Here is a 15,668-nt window from a genome sequence, read left to right as displayed (position 1 = left end):
ACCAATCTTCCCGCGAGGTATTTCCCATGGCTCTCGTCTCGATGCGCGAACTGCTGGATCACGCAGCCGCCAACGGCTACGGCATTCCGGCCTTCAACGTCAACAACCTCGAACAGGTCCAGGCCGTGATGGAAGCGGCCAAGGAAACCGGCGCGCCGGTGATCCTGCAGGCCAGCGCCGGCGCCCGCAAGTACGCGGGTGAAGGCTTCATCAAGCACCTGATCCAGGCCGCGCTCGAAAGCTACCCGAACATTCCGCTGGTGATGCACCAGGACCACGGCCAGAACCCGGACGTGTGCCAGGGCGCGATCGACCTGGGCTTCTCCTCGGTGATGATGGACGGCTCGCTCGAGGCCGACGGCAAGACCATCGCCAGCTACGAGTACAACGTCGAAGTGACGAAGAAGGTCGCGCAGCTGGCGCACCGCGTCGGCGTCACGGTCGAGGGCGAACTGGGCTGCCTGGGCTCGCTCGAGACCATGAAGGGCGACAAGGAAGACGGCCACGGCACCGACGCGACCATGACCCGCGAACAGCTGCTGACCGACCCCGAGCAGGCCGCCGACTTCGTCAAGCAGACCCAGATCGACGCCCTGGCCATCGCCATCGGCACCAGCCACGGCCCGTTCAAGTTCACGCGCAAGCCCACCGGCGACATCCTGGCGATCGACCGCATCAAGGAAATCCACCAGCGCATTCCCAACACCCACCTGGTGATGCACGGCTCCTCGTCGGTGCCGCAGGAGCTGCTGGCGATCATTCGCCAGTACGGCGGCCAGATCAAGGAAACCTACGGCGTGCCGGTCGAGGAGATCCAGGAAGCCATCAAGCACGGCGTGCGCAAGATCAACATCGACACCGACATCCGCCTGGCCATGACCGGCGCGGTGCGCAAGTTCCTGTTCGAGAACCCCGAGAAGTTCGACGCCCGCGAGTGGCTCAAGCCGGCGCGCGAGGCCGCCAAGCTGGTCTGCAAGCAGCGCTACATCGAGTTCGGCTGCGAAGGCCAGGCTGCGAAGATCAAGGGCGACACGCTGCAGGTCGTGGCCGCCAAGTACGCGAACGGCGAACTCGCTCAACAAGTCCGCTGAGCGAAAGCGGCGGACAACGAGCCACCGTTCGCGGTGGCTTTTTTCTGCGCGCACAATCCGCTTTCCCTTCCCCTGTTTCCATCACGCCCCGCCATGACGACCGTCCACACTTCCTCCATCCAAAGCCTGCCCCTGCTCGCGCGCGGGAAGGTGCGCGACAACTATGCGGTCGGCACCGACCGCATCCTGATGGTCGCGAGCGACCGGCTCTCGGCCTTCGACGTGATCATGGGCGAACCCATCCCGGGCAAGGGCGTGCTGCTCACGCAGATGGCGCTGTGGTGGTTCGAGCGCCTGGGCCACCTGTGCCCCAACCACCTGACGGGCGAGGCGCCCGAGAGCGTGGTGACCGAGGCCGAGGTGCCGCAGGTCAAGGACCGCTCGATGCTGGTCAAGCGCCTGAAGCCGATCCCGGTCGAGGCGGTGGTGCGCGGCTACCTGGCCGGCAGCGGCTGGAAGGAATACCAGGAATCGCGCTCGGTCTGCGGCGTGCCGCTGCCCGAGGGCCTGCGCAACGCCAGCAAGCTGGCGCGCCCGATCTTCACGCCCGCGGCCAAGGCCGCAATGGGCGAGCACGACGAGAACATCAGCTACGACCGCGTGGTCGAGATCGTCGGCCCCACGCTGGCCCAGCAGATCCGCGACACCAGCATCGCGATCTATGAGGCCGCGGCCCAGATCGCGCTGGCCAAGGGGATGATCATTGCCGACACCAAGTTCGAGTTCGGCCTCGACGAGGCCGGCACGCTGGTGCTGATGGACGAGGTGCTCACGCCCGACAGCTCGCGCTACTGGCCGGTCGAGGGCTACGACGAGGCGCTGGCCAACGGCACCAACCCGCCGAGCTACGACAAGCAGTTCGTGCGCGACTGGCTGGAGTCGACCAAGGTCAACGGCAAGCCCTGGGACAAGACCCCGCCGGCGCCGCGCCTGCCGGCCGAGATCACCGAGAAGACCGCGGCCAAGTACCGCGAAGCGCTGGACCGGCTGACCGCCGGCTGAGGGGGTTCGAGGCGGGCCGCGCTCAGCGGCTCTCGAGCACCGCGGTCGTGCGACCGCTGCCGTCCAGCAGCGTGAGCCGGTTGCCGCCGGCCAGGCTGTACTGGGTGGTGGCCTTGATGGCGGCCAGGAAGTCGGTCTCGATGATGCTGCGCGTGTTGTCCAGGCAGGCCATGCGCGTGGCGGCCAGCTGCTCGATCTTCAGCGCGTGGCCGGTGCGCTGGTAGCTGCCGGTCAGGCGGTTGCAGCCGCCCGAACCCGTGACCCGCGCGCCGTCGAACTGCAGCTGCGCGCCGCGCTGCGGATCGGGGTCGACCGGCAGCGGCTGGCCGCCGATGCTCACCAGGCGCCAGGTGCGCGACTCGATCGGCTCGTCCAGGCTCACCGTGGTGCCGCAGGCCGCCAGCAGGGCGGCACCGGACAGGAGCAGTGCGGTCAGGGCGGTGGGCCGGACGAAGGGGCGCATGGGAGAGGTCCTTTCAGGAACAACGAGGGGGCGGGAGGGCGTCAGCTCAGCACGACGCTGCTCAGGCGCCGGCGGTAGGTCGCCACCGTCGGATCGTCGGGCGGGATCTGTCCGTCGGCCACCTTGGGCTTGGGCGGCTCGATGAGTTCGAGCACCGCAATGTACGTCTTGCGCGCCAGATCCTCGTTCCAGGCCTTGTCGCGCATCAGGATTTCCAGCAGCTCGTCCATCGCGTCGGTCCAGCGCTGGCCGGCGATCAGCAGCTGCGCGCGGCCGAAGCGGGCCTCGAAGTCGCGCTTGCCGGCCGCGATGCGGGCGTCGAAGTCGGCCAGCGCCGGCGCCGGGCCGTTCACCGGCGTAGCGAAGTCGATCGCGTTCATCCAGCGCTGCAGCGCGTCGAAGCGGCGCACCGCAGGCGCCTTGGCGATCACCGGCGCGAAAGCCACCTTGGCGTCGTCGCCACGGCCGCCCTGCAGCAGCAGCTTGACGTAGTCGAAGCGCGCGTCGTCGTTGGCCGGGTCGGTGGCCACGGCGTGCTGCAGTTTTTCGAGCGCGCCCTCGGTGTCGCCCTCGGCCAGTGCTTCCTGCGCGGCTTCCTCCTGGGCGGCGGCCTCGAGTTCCTCGGCGGCCGGCACGTGCTTGTCGAGGAATTCGCGGATCTTCTCGGCGGGGATGGCGCCGACGAAGCCGTCGACCGGCTGGCCGCCCACGAACATCACGCAGAAGGGGATGCTGCGCACGCCGAACATCTGCGACAGCTGGGTCGAGATCTGCGGCACCTTGTCGGCGTCGAGCTTGGCCAGCGTGAAGCGGCCGGCGTACTCGGTCTCGAGCTGTTCGAGCACCGGGCCCAGCTGTTTGCAGGGTCCGCACCATTCGGCCCAGATGTCGAGCAGCACCGGCGTGGTGGCCGAACCTTCGATCAGCGCGGTCTGGAAGTTTTCGAGGGTGATATCGATCATCGGATGCAGATGGAGGCAAAACGTAAAATTGCGACCATGAACCAAACTATTCAGGTCGGCGTGGTGATGGGATCGAACTCCGACTGGGAGACGATGCGTCACGCGGTCGAGATTCTCCAGCAATTCGGCATCGCCCACGAAGCACGGGTGGTCTCGGCCCACCGCATGCCGGACGAACTCTTCGCCTACGCCGAGAGCGCGGCCCCGCGCGGGCTGGCCGCGATCATCGCCGGCGCCGGCGGCGCGGCCCACCTGCCGGGCATGCTGGCGGCCAAGACCACGGTGCCGGTGCTGGGCGTGCCGGTGGCCAGCCGCCACCTGCAGGGCGTCGATTCGCTCTACAGCATCGTGCAGATGCCCAAGGGCGTGCCGGTCGCGACCTTCGCCATCGGCAACGCCGGCGCGGCCAACGCGGCGCTGTTCGCGATCGCCATGCTGGCGGTGGGCAATCCGCGGCTGCGCACCCAGCTCGACACCTTCCGCACGGCCCAGACCGCGGCCGCCCAGGCCATGACGCTGCCGCCGCCCGAGGCCGGCGCGCCCGTGGCGCCGGCCGTGTCGCCCTTCTCGCCCCAGGGCGGGGGCGCGCTGTGAGCGACGCCGTCACGCCCTACCTGCGGCCCGGCAGCACGCTGGGCGTGCTCGGCGGCGGCCAGCTCGGCCGCATGTTCGCCCAGACGGCCCAGCGCATGGGCTACTTCACGGCGGTGCTCGACCCCGATGCCGACAGCCCGGCCGGCCGCGTGAGCCACCACCACGTCCACGCCGACTACACCGACGTCGCGGGCCTGGCCCGGCTGGCCGGCCTGGCCGAGGCCATCACCACCGAATTCGAGAACGTGCCCGCGCCCTCGCTCGAGCACCTGGCCGCGGCCCGGCCAGTGGCGCCCGGCGCCGCCGCCGTGGCGATCGCGCAGGACCGCATCCGCGAGAAGGCGCACTTCATCCGCTGCGGCGTGGCCTGCGCGCCGCACGCGGTGATCGAGACCGCAGCCCAGCTGGACGCGGTCGCCGACGAACTTCTGCCCGGCATCCTCAAGACCGCGCGCCTGGGCTACGACGGCAAGGGCCAGCAGCGCGTCGCCACGCGCGCGCAGCTGGCCGCCGCCTGGGAAGCCACCGGCGGCGTGCCCTGCGTGCTCGAGAAGCTGCTGCCGCTGGACTTCGAGTGCTCGGTGATCGTGGCGCGCGGCCATGACGGCCAGATGGTCCACCTGCCGCCCCAGCGCAACCTGCACCGTGACGGCATCCTGGCCGTGACCGAGGTGCACCCGGACAACATGCCGGCCGCGCTGGCCGAGCGCGCGATCGCCTCGACCCGCTCGATCGCCGAGGGCCTGGCCTACGTGGGCGTGCTGTGCGTCGAGTACTTCGTGCTGGCCGACGGCGCGATGGTGGTCAACGAGATGGCGCCGCGCCCGCACAACAGCGGCCACTGGTCGATGGACGCCAGCGACGTGTCGCAGTTCGAGCTCCAGGTGCGCACCCTGGCCGGCCTGCCGCTGACCGCGCCGCGCCAGCACAGCCCGGCACTGATGCTCAACCTGCTGGGCGACCTCTGGTTCGAGGACGGCGACGACGCCATGCCGACCGAGCCGCCCTGGGCCGACGTGCTGGCGCTGCCCGGCACCCACCTGCACCTCTACGGCAAGACCGCGGCGCGGCGTGGGCGCAAGATGGGCCACCTGAACATCACCGGCGCCGACATCGCCACGGTGCGCGCCACCGCCGACTTCGCCGCCGCGGTGCTGGGCCTGCCCATCCCGCTTTCGGAATGAACCCATGATCGTCGACGGCCATTCCCCCGACGCCATCGCCGCCGCGGCGGTGCAATTGCGCGCGGGCGGCCTGGTGGCCTTCCCGACCGAGACCGTCTACGGCCTGGGCGCCGACGCCGGCAGCGACGCGGCCGTGACCGGCATCTTCCGCGCCAAGGGCCGCCCGGCGGACCATCCGCTGATCGTCCACGTGCCGGCAGGCCCCAAGGGCACCGAGGCGCTGTCGTACTTCGCGCAGCCGCTGCCGGCCTTTGCCGAGAAGCTGGTGCTGGCCTTCTGGCCCGGCCCGCTGACCCTGATCGTCACGCGCCAGCCCGGCGTCGCCACGGCCTCGGCCGGCGGGCAGGACACCATCGGCCTGCGCTGCCCCGCGCACCCGGTGGCGCAGGCGCTGCTCGAGGCCTGCGCCGCGCAGGGCGTGCTCGGCCTGTCCGGCCCCAGCGCCAACCGCTTCGGCCGCGTGAGCCCGACCACCGCCCAGCATGTGCACGCCGAGTTCGGCGAGACGCTGATGGTGGTCGACGGCGGCCCCTGCGCGGTGGGCATCGAGTCGACCATCGTCGACTGCAGCCGCGGCGCCCCGGTGCTGCTGCGGCCCGGCGCGATCACCCGCGACCAGATCGAGGCCGCCTGCGGCGAAGCCCTGCGCGACAAGCACGACCTGGCCGCGCCCGACCCGCGCGCCTCGGGCACGCTGGCCGCGCACTACGCGCCCGAGGCCAAGCTGCGGCTGATGGACGCGCGCGCCCTGCAGGCCGCGCTCGACGTGCTCGGCGCCCAGGCCGCGCACATCGCCGTCTGGTCGCGCACGCCGCTCAAGCACCGCTCGCAGCGGGTGGTGCAGCGGCGCATGCCCGACGACGCGGCGGCCGCGGCCCAGCAGCTGTTCGCGGTGCTGCGCGAGTTCGACACCGAGGGCGTCAAGCTGATCTGGGTCGAGACCCCGCCCGACACGCCCGAGTGGGAAGGCGTGAAGGACCGGCTGCAGCGCGCCGCAGCCGCCTGACGCTCAACTGCCCGCAGCCAGCACGCCCTGGAAGAAGCCGCGGGCCGTGGCCAGGCAGAAGGGCGGCACCAGCGAGCCGTGGTAGGCCAGCGTGACCGCCTGGGCCTTCTCGCTCGGCGTGCCCACGGTGTTCGCCGCCAGCGAGGCCTTGGCCTGCGCGAAGCCGGCGCGCGCGGGCGCGTAGGCGTCGCTCGCGGCCGATTCCTCCAGGTCCACCATCGTCAGCGCAGCGGACGGCACGCCCTTGGCGAGGAAATAGCCGAGCGTCGCGCGGGTGCTCACGAAGTTCACCGTCGGGTCGTTGGCGCCGCCGCACATCAGCACCGGCCGGGTCGGCGTCCAGTTGCGCAGGTCGTTCGCCACCGCCGCCTTGCGGAAGCCCGTGGACGGCGTGCAGCCCAGCGGCGTCGCCGTGCCCAGCGACACCAGCGTGGGCGGCAGCGCATTGCCGGGGCAGGGGTTGGCCTGGATGTCGCCGGCCGCCTGCGTCAGGTAGCTCTGGCGCACCAGGTTGTTGGCGCCGTAGAAGATCGACAACGAGGGGTCGACCGGTCCCGGCGAGGCGCCGGCCGGGAACAGCGCCAGCTGCGGCAGCTTGCCCGAGCTGAACAGCGTGTTGGGCGACAGGCTGGGCAGCAGGGTGTCGATGCCGGTGGCGTAGGCCGCTTCGTAGACGTCGGCGGGGGTGGCGTAGACGTTGCCGAACTGCTGCTGCCAGCTGGTCGACAGCAGCGGCACGAACAGCGTCGCACCCAGCGCCGGCCAGCCCTGGAAGGTGTAGTCGGTCAGCAGGCTGATGGCCGAGGGCGCCGACAGCGGTGCCGAGGCCGTCACCGCCTGGCCCGTGGCCTGCAGCTCGCGGTGGGCCGCCATGGCCACGTAGCCGCCCTGCGAGTAGCCGCTGACGAACAGCGTGCCGGCATCGCTGGCGCCGATGGTGGCGAAGGTCTTGCGGGCGGCGGTGAGCGCATCCACCATGTCCTTGCCCTGCTGGTCGCCGTTGAGGTAGGGGTGGTAGGGCAGCGTCGACTTGTCGTAGCCCGCGTAGTTGGGCGCCACCACGATGAAGCCCTGGGCCGCGAAGGTGGCCGCGACCAGCAGGCCTTCGCCGGCCGCCGCCTGGGTGCTGTCGGTCCACTTGGCGAGGTTGTAGCTGCGGTCCGCCGTGGTGCCGTGCGCATAGAGCAGCACCGGCCGCTTGCCGCTGCAGGCCGCGTCGGTGCCCGTGGGCACCATCACTGCGGCGGTGGCGTTGGTGGCTTCGTTCTTGGCACCGATGGTGCGGTACTCGAGGTAGCGCGTGTCGACGCCGCACTTGGGCGTGCCCGCCACCTGCAGCACCGCGCCGCCCTGGGCACTGCCCTGCAGGCTGGCCGTGAAGTCGGCGGCCGAGAGCTTGGCCGCCTGTTCGGGCGGGGCGACCACCGAACCCCGGCCCGTGTCGGCGACGGGCGGCGGCGCGGGCGCCGGCGCGGGCGGGGGGGCCGGCGGCGTCACGGCGACGCTGCTGTCCCCGTCGCTGCCGCCGCAGGCCGCGAGCAGCAGCGCGAGGCCCGCGAGGGCCGCTGCGTGGCGCAGCGGGGTGGAGAGATGTTGTTTTTGCACGGTGTGTCTCCTGCGTTGAATGGAATCGAACGACCGTCCGATTCTGTTCAGCGCTCCGCGCCCGATGCAATGGGGTTTGCCTGCGCCGCGGCGCCGCTCAGTTGTCCTGCGTGGCCCAGTCCACCAGCGCGTCGAAGGCTGGCCGCGCCGCGGCCGCATTGCCGTGGTTGGCGATCGCCACCAGCACGTAGCGCCGTCCGCTGGCGCCGTGCACGTAGCCGGCCACGCCGGCCGCGTCGCGCAGCGTGCCGGTCTTGAGGTGGGCCGCGCCGCCCGAGCGCAGCGCGCGCCTGCGCAGGGTGCCGTCCACGCCCGAGGCCGGCAGCGAGGACATCAGCTCGGGCATCACCGGCGAGCGCCAGGCCACCTGCAGCATCTTGGCCAGTGCCGCGGCGCTGATGCGCTCGTCGCGCGACAGCCCCGAGCCGTTGTCGAACACCGGCTGGCCTTCGCCGGTGCCGATGCGGTCGTTCCACCATTGGCGGATCGCGCTGCGCGAGGCCTCGAGCGAGCCGCGCTTCTTCTGCTGCAGGCCCAGCGTGAGGAACAGCTGCTGCGCCATCACGTTGTTGCTGTACTTGTTGATGTCGCGGATCACCTCGGCCAGCGGCGGCGAGCTGAGCTCGAAGACCGGCTTGAGCTCGGGCGGCACGCGCCCGTCGCGCACCTGGCCCTTGAGGGGATGGCCCATCTCGGTCCAGAGGCCGCCGATCGCGCGCGCCGCGTAGCGGCCCGGGTCGGCATAGGCCACGGCCCAGCTCTTCTCGCCGCAGGCCGCCGGGTAGCTGCCGGTGAAGCCGATGCGCGCCGGGTCGGCCACCTCGGCACCGATCGTCGTGCGCCAGTCGCCGCATTCGCCGGCCGACAGCGGCAGCGTGGACTGCATCGCCACGCCCAGCAGCGGCGGGTCGAAGCTCACCTGCGCGGTCGAGTTCGCGCGGTTGGGCTGGAAGCTCATGACCACCGACTTGAAGTTGACCAGCAGCGCGTCGGGCGCCGCGTTGTAGGGGCGCAGGCCCTCGCCGTCGAAGGCGGAGGGATCGGTTTCCGGCGTGTCGAAGGCGCTGCGGTCGAGCACGATGTCGCCGGCGATGCTCTGGATGCCCAGGCCCTGCACCCGCCGCATCAGCAACCACAGCCGCTCGATCACCAGCTTGGGATCGCCCTGGCCGCGGATGTAGAGGTTGCCCTCGAGCACGCCGTTGCGGATCGGGCCGTCGATGTAGACCGGCGTGTTCCAGGTGTAGGCCGGCCCCAGCAGGTCGAGTCCGGCGTAGGTGGTGACCAGCTTCATGATCGAGGCCGGGTTCACCGGCACCTGGGTGCGCCAGGCCAGGCGCGGCGGCCGCACGCCGTCGGCGTCGGCCACCAGCAGGGTCACGGCCTCGCGCGGCACCTTGGCGCGCGCCAGCGCGGCCTCGACCTCGGGCGGCAGCGCCTGGGCGGCGGCGGCCAGGGGCAGCAGAGCCGTGAGGGCGGCGAGGCAGAGGGCAGAGCGGGCGCGGGGCAGGACGGGACGAGGCATCGGTCCATTATCCCGGCGTGCCATCGCCGCTTGCCCCCATCACGGCGGCCGCGGCGCGGCACCGGGATAATCGGGGGATGCCCGCCGCCTTCCGACCTTCTGCTTTCACGACCGACGCGGCCCATGGCTGACAAGCTGCTCGCCTTCGACACCAGCACCGACACGCTGAGCGTGGCCGTGCGCCACGGCGCGCGCGTGTTCGCCCACAGCGGTGTGGGCGGCGCGCAGGCCTCGGCCACCTTGATCCCGCTGATCCGCCAATTGCTGGCCGACGCCGGCCTGGCGCTGGCCGACCTCGACGCCATCGCCTTCGGCCGCGGCCCCGGTTCCTTTACCGGCCTGCGCACAGCCTGCGCAGTGGCGCAGGGCCTGGGCTTCGGCGCCGGCGTGCCGCTGCTGCCGGTCGACACGCTGCAGGCCGTGGCCGAGGAGGCCCGCCACCGTTTCGGCGCGCAGCGCGTGGTGGCGCTGCTCGATGCGCGCATGGACCAGGTCTATGCCGCGCGCTACGACTTCGGCGCGCCCATCGATGCCCCCGTCGAAGCGGAACTGCTGGCGCCCGAGGCCGTGGCCGCAGCCGAAGACTGGGTGCTGGCCGGCAACGCCTTCGCGGCCTATGGCATGCGGCTGCCCGCGCTTATGCGGCACGAGGTGCTGCCCACCGCCGAGGCCCTGCTGCGGCTCGCGCCGGCGCTGATGGCGGCCGGCCGCGCGGTGGCGCCGGCCGATGCCGCACCGCTCTACGTTCGCGATAAAGTGGCGCAGACCACCGAAGAACGCGCGGCCCTCAAGGCCGCGCAGCAGCAAGCCACGCCCACGCCATGAGTGCCGTCCTGCAGCCCCTCGAAGCCCGCTTCGACGCCATGAGCGTCGAGCGGCTGCCGGCGGTCTGCGCGATCGAGAAGCAGGCCTACACCCACCCCTGGACCCATGCCAACTTCATCGATTCGATGGCCGCGGGCTACCGCTGCCAGCTGCTGATGGGCGGCGAGACCGTGATCGGCTACTTCGTGGCCATGAAGGGCGTCGACGAGGTGCACCTGCTCAACATCACGGTGGCGCCCGAGTTCCAGCGCCAGGGCTGGGCCCTGCTGATGCTCGAGGCGCTGGCCGGCTGGTCGCGCGGCCAGAACGCGCAATGGCTGTGGCTCGAGGTGCGCGTGAGCAACGCGCGCGCGCTGCACATCTACGAACACCACGGCTTTCGCCGCGTCGGCGTGCGCAAGGGCTACTACCCGGCCTTCGGCGGCCGCGAGGACGCGGTGGTGATGAGCCTGCGCCTGGACGAACCCACCAGCGCCTGGGGCGGATTGACGGCATGAACACTGGATCAACGATGAACCTCGATGCGCGCCAGCGCGCCATGCTCGACGAAATGGGCATCAAGGTCTGGTGGCCCAGCGCCGCGCCGGCGGCGGCCGAGACCGTGTCCGCCGCCGTGGCCGAGGTGCCGGCACCCGCCCGCACCGCGCGCGAAGCCCCGGCGCCGATGGCCGCGCCGGTCGCGCCGCCGGCCCCGGTGCGTGCGCCGGCCGTGCCGGCCCCGACCCCGGCCCCGGCCGCCGCACCGGCCGCGCGCCCCCACGGCGCCGCCGTGCTGGTCGAGGCGCCGCGGCTGCTGCATGGCGGCGTGGCCTCGCCGGGCGGCGGCTGGCTCATCGTGGCCGACATGCCGCCCGAGGCCGACGGCCGCCACGGCGAACCCTTCGCGGGCGACGCCGGCCGGCTGCTCGACAACATGCTGCGCGCGCTGCAACTGCAGGGCGGCGAGCGGCCGGTGCACCTGATGCGCACCCACCGCGGCGTCGCCTCCGGCCGCGACGGCAGCCCGAGTCCGCTGGACGAGAGTTTCGCGACCCACGCGCAGGCGCTGGCGCCGCGCGTGGTGCTGGCCATGGGCCCGCTGGCCGCGCAGAGCCTGCTGCAGAGCAGCGACCCGCTGGGCAGGCTGCGCGGCCGTGCCGTGCCGATGGCGGCCTGGGGCGGCCTGCCGGTGGTGGCCACCTACCACCCGGCCTACCTGCTGCGCAACCCGGCCGACAAGGCCCGCGCCTGGGCCGACCTCTGCCTGGCGGCGGCGCAGCTGGCGCAGGCCTGAACGACGAAGGCGACACGGCCTGCGCCGTGTCGCCTTCCAGGCCGATGCCGGGCGCTCAGCGCGGCGTCAGAACTTCCAAAGCAGGTTGGCCCGCACGCCGTGGTCTTCCACGCCGCTGCCGACCTGGCCGCTGTACGACACGCCCAGCGTCAGGTTGCGCTGCAGGGCGAAGTCGAGACCGCCTTCCAGCACCGCCACGTCCTTGCCGATCGGCACGCCGGCCACGTTGAAGGCCGAGGCGCCCGCGAAGGCGGCCGACGACGTCGGCGTGGTGTCGCCGAAGGCATGGCGCCAGCCGACCATGCCGCGCAGCGTCGCCTGCAGGCCGCCCAGGGCGACCGCGTTGCTGGCGCGCAGGCCCAGGGTGCTGAAGCTGGTACTGGTGGTGTCGCCGGCCACGCCGAGCGCGGCCGCGCCACCGGATTCGGTGAAGCCGTCGGTCTTCAGCCGCACATGCGCCAGGCCCGCGAAGGGCTCCAGCAGGCCGCCGCCGGCCGGCAGGGCCCAGCCCAGCTCGCCGAAGACCTGCAGCGCCTTGGCGTCGTAGTCGCCCTTGAGCCGGTCGGAGAAGCCGGTGAAGCCGACCTGGCGCTGCGTCTCGACCTGGCTGAGGCTGTAGCTGGCGCCGGCGCGCAGGCCCAGCGCACCCCACTGCTTGGCGCCGTAGGCCCCCAGGTGGTAGGTGTCGCTCTCGGCCGAGGAGGCGCGTGCGGCCAGCGCGGTGCGCCCGCGGGTGTAGCCGCCGATCACGCCCACGCGGGCGTCGCTGCCCAGCGCGGTGTCGGCGCCGACCAGCAGGCCGGTGGTGTCGCGGTCGATGCTGCCCGCATTGCCGTCGCTGGCGTTGCTGCCCAGCGAGCGCAGCGCGCGCACCCAGAGGCCGCCGCGGCCCGCCAGGTCGTCGGCCGCGGCCACGCCGCCCAGCGACTGGCGCGCGCGGTCGAGGCCGGCCTCGCGCACGAAGCGGCTGTCCTCGATGGCGGCCGACTTGACCGAGGCGTGCAGTTCGCCCGAGAGCTGGTCGAAGGCGCTGCGCGCGGTCGGCGCATCGAGCTGCACCACCGCGTTGTAGAGCGCGCCGGTGCGCACGCTGTCGATCGCGCCGCCGCTGGCGCGCTGGTTGGCCGTGACGCCGACGCTGTCGAAGCGCAGGTCGTTGCGCGTCAGGCCCAGCAGCACGTCCTGCGCGGTGTAGCTCAGCACCGGCGTGAGGAAGGCGAAGTTCGAGGACACGCCGCCGAAGGTGCCCACGCGCGATCCGGCACTGAGGATGGTGTAGCGCGTCACGGGGTTCCAGCTGCCGTCGGCTGCCAGCACGACGACCGAGGCGCCGCCCAGCGTGGCGGTGCCGCTCACGCGGATCAGGTCGCTGCGGCCATCGGCCGCGGCCTGCACCTGGTACTTGGCATTGGCGTCGAAGCGCAGGTCGCCGTTGATCTGGAGCGTCCCGATGCCACTGCCAGCGGGGGCCACCGTCGCGCCGGCCAGCAGCGTGGTGCTGCCCAGCGTGCCCGTGCCCTGCAGCACGGCCTTGTCGCCGATGCTGGTGCTGCCGCCCAGCACGCTGTCGATCAGCAGCGTGCCGCCGAGGATCTGCGTGCTGCCGGTGAAGGCCGAGCCGTCGCCGGTGTAGCGCACCACGCCGGCGCCCGTCTTGCTCAGGTTGCCGCTGCCCGACAGCGCATTGGCCAGCGTGCCGTCGCTCGCCTGGTCGATCACCAGCGCCGCGTTGTCGACGATCGCGCCGGTGCCGAAGCTGTTCACATGGCCCACCAGCGTGCCGCCGCTGATGGTGGTGCCGCCGGCGTAGGTGTTGGTGCCGGTCAGCGTGAGCGTGCCGGTGCCGACCTTGACCAGTGCGCCGCCTGCGGCGGTGCCGGCGATCACGCCACCGATGGTGGTGCTGGTGTTCAGGCCGCCCAAGGTCAGGGTCTTGTTGCCCAGCCGCACGCGGCCGTCGCCCTGCAGCGAGCCGATGGCCACGCCGGCGGTGCTCATCGAGCGAATGTCGACGGTGCCGCCGGCCTGGTTGATCACGGTGGCGGCGGCGCCCGAGCTGTTGTCCCAGAACCCGACGGTGCCGCCGGCTTCGTTGGTCAGCGTGGCAGTGCCGGCCGAGCTGTTGTCCCAGAACAGGGTTTCGCTGCCGGCCTTGTTGAGGATCTGCGCCGTGCCGGCCGTGGTGTTTTCCCAGAACACGGTACCGCCGCCGCCGCTGTTCGTGATGCGCGCGCTGCCCGCGCTTGCGTTGTCGCGCAACTCGAACGAGCCCTGGTTGTTCACCGTGGCGTTGCCGACCGAGCTGTTGCCGACGAACTGCAGGAAGCCCTGGTTGATGCCCGCTTCCGGCACTGGCCGTGCCGCCACGTTGATCACCAGGTCGCCGGCGCTGGTGTTGCTGTCGAAGCGCAAGCCGCCGTTGGCATTGACCGCCACGGGGCCGCTGCCCAGCGCGCCCGTCGTACCGACGGCGATCATGCCGCCATTGACAGTGGTGCCGCCGGTGTAGGTGTTGATGCCGGTCAGCGTGGTGGTGCCGGTGCCGATCTTCACCAGCGCGCCGCGCGTCCCCGAGATCACGCCGCCGATGGTGGTGTCGGTGTTCAGGCCGCCGAGGGTCAGGGTCTTGTCGCCCAGCCGCACGCGGCCGTCGCCCTGCAGCGAGCCGATGGCGACGCCAGGCAAGGTCATGGAGCGGATGTCGACGGTACCGCCGGCCTGGTTGATCACGGTGGCGGTGGCGCCCGAGCTGTTGTCCCAGAACCCGACGGTGCCGCCGGCTTCGTTGGTCAGCGTGGCATTGCCGGCCGAGCTGCTGTCCCAGAACAGGGTTTCGCTGCCAGCCTTGTTGAGGATCTGCGCCGTGCCGGCCGTGGTGTTTTCCCAGAACACGGTACCGCCACCGCCGCTGTTCGTGATGCGGGCGCTGCCCGCGCTCGCGTTGTTGCGCAGTTCGAACGAGCCCTGGTTGTTCACCGTCGCGTTGCCGACAGAACTGTCTTCTGCGAACTGCAGGAAGCCCTGGTTGATGCCGGCCTCGGGCACGGGGCGTGCGGCCACGTTGATCACAAGGTTCTCGGCGCTGGCGTTGCTTTCGAAGCGCAGGAAACCCCCGGCGTTGACCGCCACCGGCCCGCTGCCCAGCGCGCCCGTCACGCCCGCCGAGAGCACGCCGCCGTTCACCGTGGTGCCGCCGGTATAGGTATTGACGCCGGTCAGCGTCGTCGTGCCGGCACCGGTCTTCACCAGCGAACCGCCGTTGCCTGAAATCACGCCACCGATGGTGGTGCGGCTGCTGACGGAGTCCAGACTGCCGAAGGTCAGGGCCTTGCTGCCCAGCCGCACGCGGCCGTCGCCCTGCAGCGAGCCGATGGCGACACCAGGCAAGGTCATGGAGCGGATGTCGACCGTGCCGCCAGCCTGGTTGATCACCGTGGCGGTGGCGCCCGAACTGCTGTCATAGAACCCGACGGTGCCGCCGGCTTCGTTGGTCAGCGTGGCGTTGCCAGCCGAGCTGTCGTACCAGAACAGGGTTTCGCCGCCAGCCTTGTTGAGGATCTGCGCCGTGCCGGCTGTGGTGTTTTCCCAGAACACGGTACCGCCGCCGCCGCTGTTCGTGATGCGCGCGCTGCCCGCATTTGCGTTGTCGCGCAATTCGACCGAGCCCTGGTTGTTCACCGTGGCGTTTCCGACCGAACTGTTGTCCTTGAACTGCAGGAAGCCGCTGTTGATGCAGGCCTCGGGCACGGGCCGCGGCGCCACGTTGATCACCAGGCCGTCGGCGCTGTCGCTGCCGGTGAAGACCTGGTCGGTTCCAGCCAGCACATCCACCGGGCCGGCCGCCCGGGCGTGGCCCGCGCCCATCGCCGCCAACGCCAGCACACAGGCACCCGCCAGCGTGGACAGCCTGGCGCCGGAATGGCTGCCCAAGGCCGTGGCCGAGGCGCTGGCGTCGGCGCCGCCGCGTCCGCCCGAAGCGACTTCGGACACGGCCTGGCAGACGTTGAGCGCGCGGTTGAGGACGGTGCGGTGGATGCGGTTCATAGGTCGGAAACTTCCATTTGTCTCACAAAAGGAAATAATTGTGACTTATTGATACGTTTGGGCGCCAGAGGGTCTGCCCCAGAAGAGGGCGTCC

Annotated in this window: 13 protein-coding genes; 8 read left to right on the top strand and 5 right to left on the bottom strand. The window is 71.6% G+C overall.

All coding sequences use genetic code 11. The features are described from left to right. Nucleotides 1-26: 26 nt before the first annotated feature. A complete protein-coding gene (gene fba, locus A9977_RS13035; RefSeq protein WP_183025260.1) occupies nucleotides 27-1,091 on the top strand; it encodes a class II fructose-bisphosphate aldolase in 1,065 nt (354 codons plus the stop codon). A gap of 93 nt (nucleotides 1,092-1,184) precedes the next feature. Then, nucleotides 1,185-2,093, top strand: coding sequence for a phosphoribosylaminoimidazolesuccinocarboxamide synthase (locus A9977_RS13030; RefSeq protein WP_183025259.1), 909 nt, complete (start codon nucleotides 1,185-1,187; stop codon nucleotides 2,091-2,093). 22 nt (nucleotides 2,094-2,115) lie between these two features. Here A9977_RS13030 and A9977_RS13025 read toward each other — a convergent pair whose 3' ends face one another. Then, nucleotides 2,116-2,556, bottom strand: coding sequence for an META domain-containing protein (locus A9977_RS13025; protein ID WP_183025258.1), 441 nt, complete (start codon nucleotides 2,554-2,556; stop codon nucleotides 2,116-2,118). A 41-nt stretch (nucleotides 2,557-2,597) separates the two neighbouring features. Then, the gene (locus tag A9977_RS13020) at nucleotides 2,598-3,518 is read right to left on the bottom strand and encodes a tetratricopeptide repeat protein (RefSeq protein ID WP_183025257.1); all 921 of its coding nucleotides are present in this window, start codon (nucleotides 3,516-3,518) and stop codon (nucleotides 2,598-2,600) included. Between the two features lie 36 nt (nucleotides 3,519-3,554). On the opposite strand from A9977_RS13020, the gene purE reads away from it, so the two are divergent. The 3 genes from purE to A9977_RS13005 are packed head-to-tail and all read left to right on the top strand — an operon-like array spanning nucleotide 3,555 to nucleotide 6,302. Further along, nucleotides 3,555-4,112 (top strand): 5-(carboxyamino)imidazole ribonucleotide mutase, encoded by a 558-nt coding sequence (gene purE / locus A9977_RS13015; protein WP_183025256.1) that lies wholly within the window; start codon nucleotides 3,555-3,557, stop codon nucleotides 4,110-4,112. Beyond that, a complete protein-coding gene (locus A9977_RS13010) occupies nucleotides 4,109-5,296 on the top strand; it encodes a 5-(carboxyamino)imidazole ribonucleotide synthase (protein WP_183025255.1) in 1,188 nt (395 codons plus the stop codon). Before purE ends, A9977_RS13010 begins: the two co-directional genes overlap by 4 nt. Nucleotides 5,297-5,300: 4 nt before the next feature. Continuing rightward, nucleotides 5,301-6,302 (top strand): L-threonylcarbamoyladenylate synthase, encoded by a 1,002-nt coding sequence (locus A9977_RS13005; protein ID WP_183025254.1) that lies wholly within the window; start codon nucleotides 5,301-5,303, stop codon nucleotides 6,300-6,302. A gap of 3 nt (nucleotides 6,303-6,305) precedes the next feature. Here A9977_RS13005 and A9977_RS13000 read toward each other — a convergent pair whose 3' ends face one another. Further along, entirely contained in the window at nucleotides 6,306-7,907 is a 1,602-nt protein-coding gene (locus A9977_RS13000) for a prolyl oligopeptidase family serine peptidase (protein WP_310936127.1), read from the bottom strand. A gap of 97 nt (nucleotides 7,908-8,004) precedes the next feature. Beyond that, complete coding sequence (gene dacB, locus A9977_RS12995; protein ID WP_259651941.1) at nucleotides 8,005-9,432, bottom strand: D-alanyl-D-alanine carboxypeptidase/D-alanyl-D-alanine-endopeptidase; 1,428 nt, start codon at nucleotides 9,430-9,432, stop codon at nucleotides 8,005-8,007. A gap of 123 nt (nucleotides 9,433-9,555) precedes the next feature. Between dacB and tsaB the strand changes: the two genes are divergently transcribed. From tsaB to A9977_RS12980, 3 genes are read left to right on the top strand one after another with little or no spacing between them, the layout of a single operon-like run. After that, entirely contained in the window at nucleotides 9,556-10,257 is a 702-nt protein-coding gene (gene tsaB / locus A9977_RS12990) for a tRNA (adenosine(37)-N6)-threonylcarbamoyltransferase complex dimerization subunit type 1 TsaB (RefSeq protein WP_183025252.1), read from the top strand. Continuing rightward, nucleotides 10,254-10,754, top strand: coding sequence for a ribosomal protein S18-alanine N-acetyltransferase (rimI, locus tag A9977_RS12985; RefSeq protein WP_183025251.1), 501 nt, complete (start codon nucleotides 10,254-10,256; stop codon nucleotides 10,752-10,754). Before tsaB ends, rimI begins: the two co-directional genes overlap by 4 nt. After that, nucleotides 10,751-11,530 carry a uracil-DNA glycosylase gene (locus A9977_RS12980; RefSeq protein WP_183025250.1) on the top strand — a complete coding sequence of 260 codons (780 nt, stop codon included), beginning with the start codon at nucleotides 10,751-10,753 and terminating at the stop codon, nucleotides 11,528-11,530. The genes rimI and A9977_RS12980 overlap by 4 nt, the downstream gene beginning before the upstream one ends. Before the next feature lie 66 nt (nucleotides 11,531-11,596). Here the strand turns inward: A9977_RS12980 and A9977_RS12975 are convergent, their stop codons facing one another. Beyond that, a complete protein-coding gene (locus tag A9977_RS12975; RefSeq protein ID WP_183025249.1) occupies nucleotides 11,597-15,574 on the bottom strand; it encodes an autotransporter domain-containing protein in 3,978 nt (1,325 codons plus the stop codon). Nucleotides 15,575-15,668 lie beyond the last annotated feature (94 nt).

This window comes from Variovorax sp. UMC13 (assembly GCF_014170375.1).
Taxonomy (GTDB): domain Bacteria; phylum Pseudomonadota; class Gammaproteobacteria; order Burkholderiales; family Burkholderiaceae_C; genus Variovorax.
Note: the sequence above shows the minus strand (reverse complement) of the source record. Positions and strands in the feature narration are given on the sequence as shown.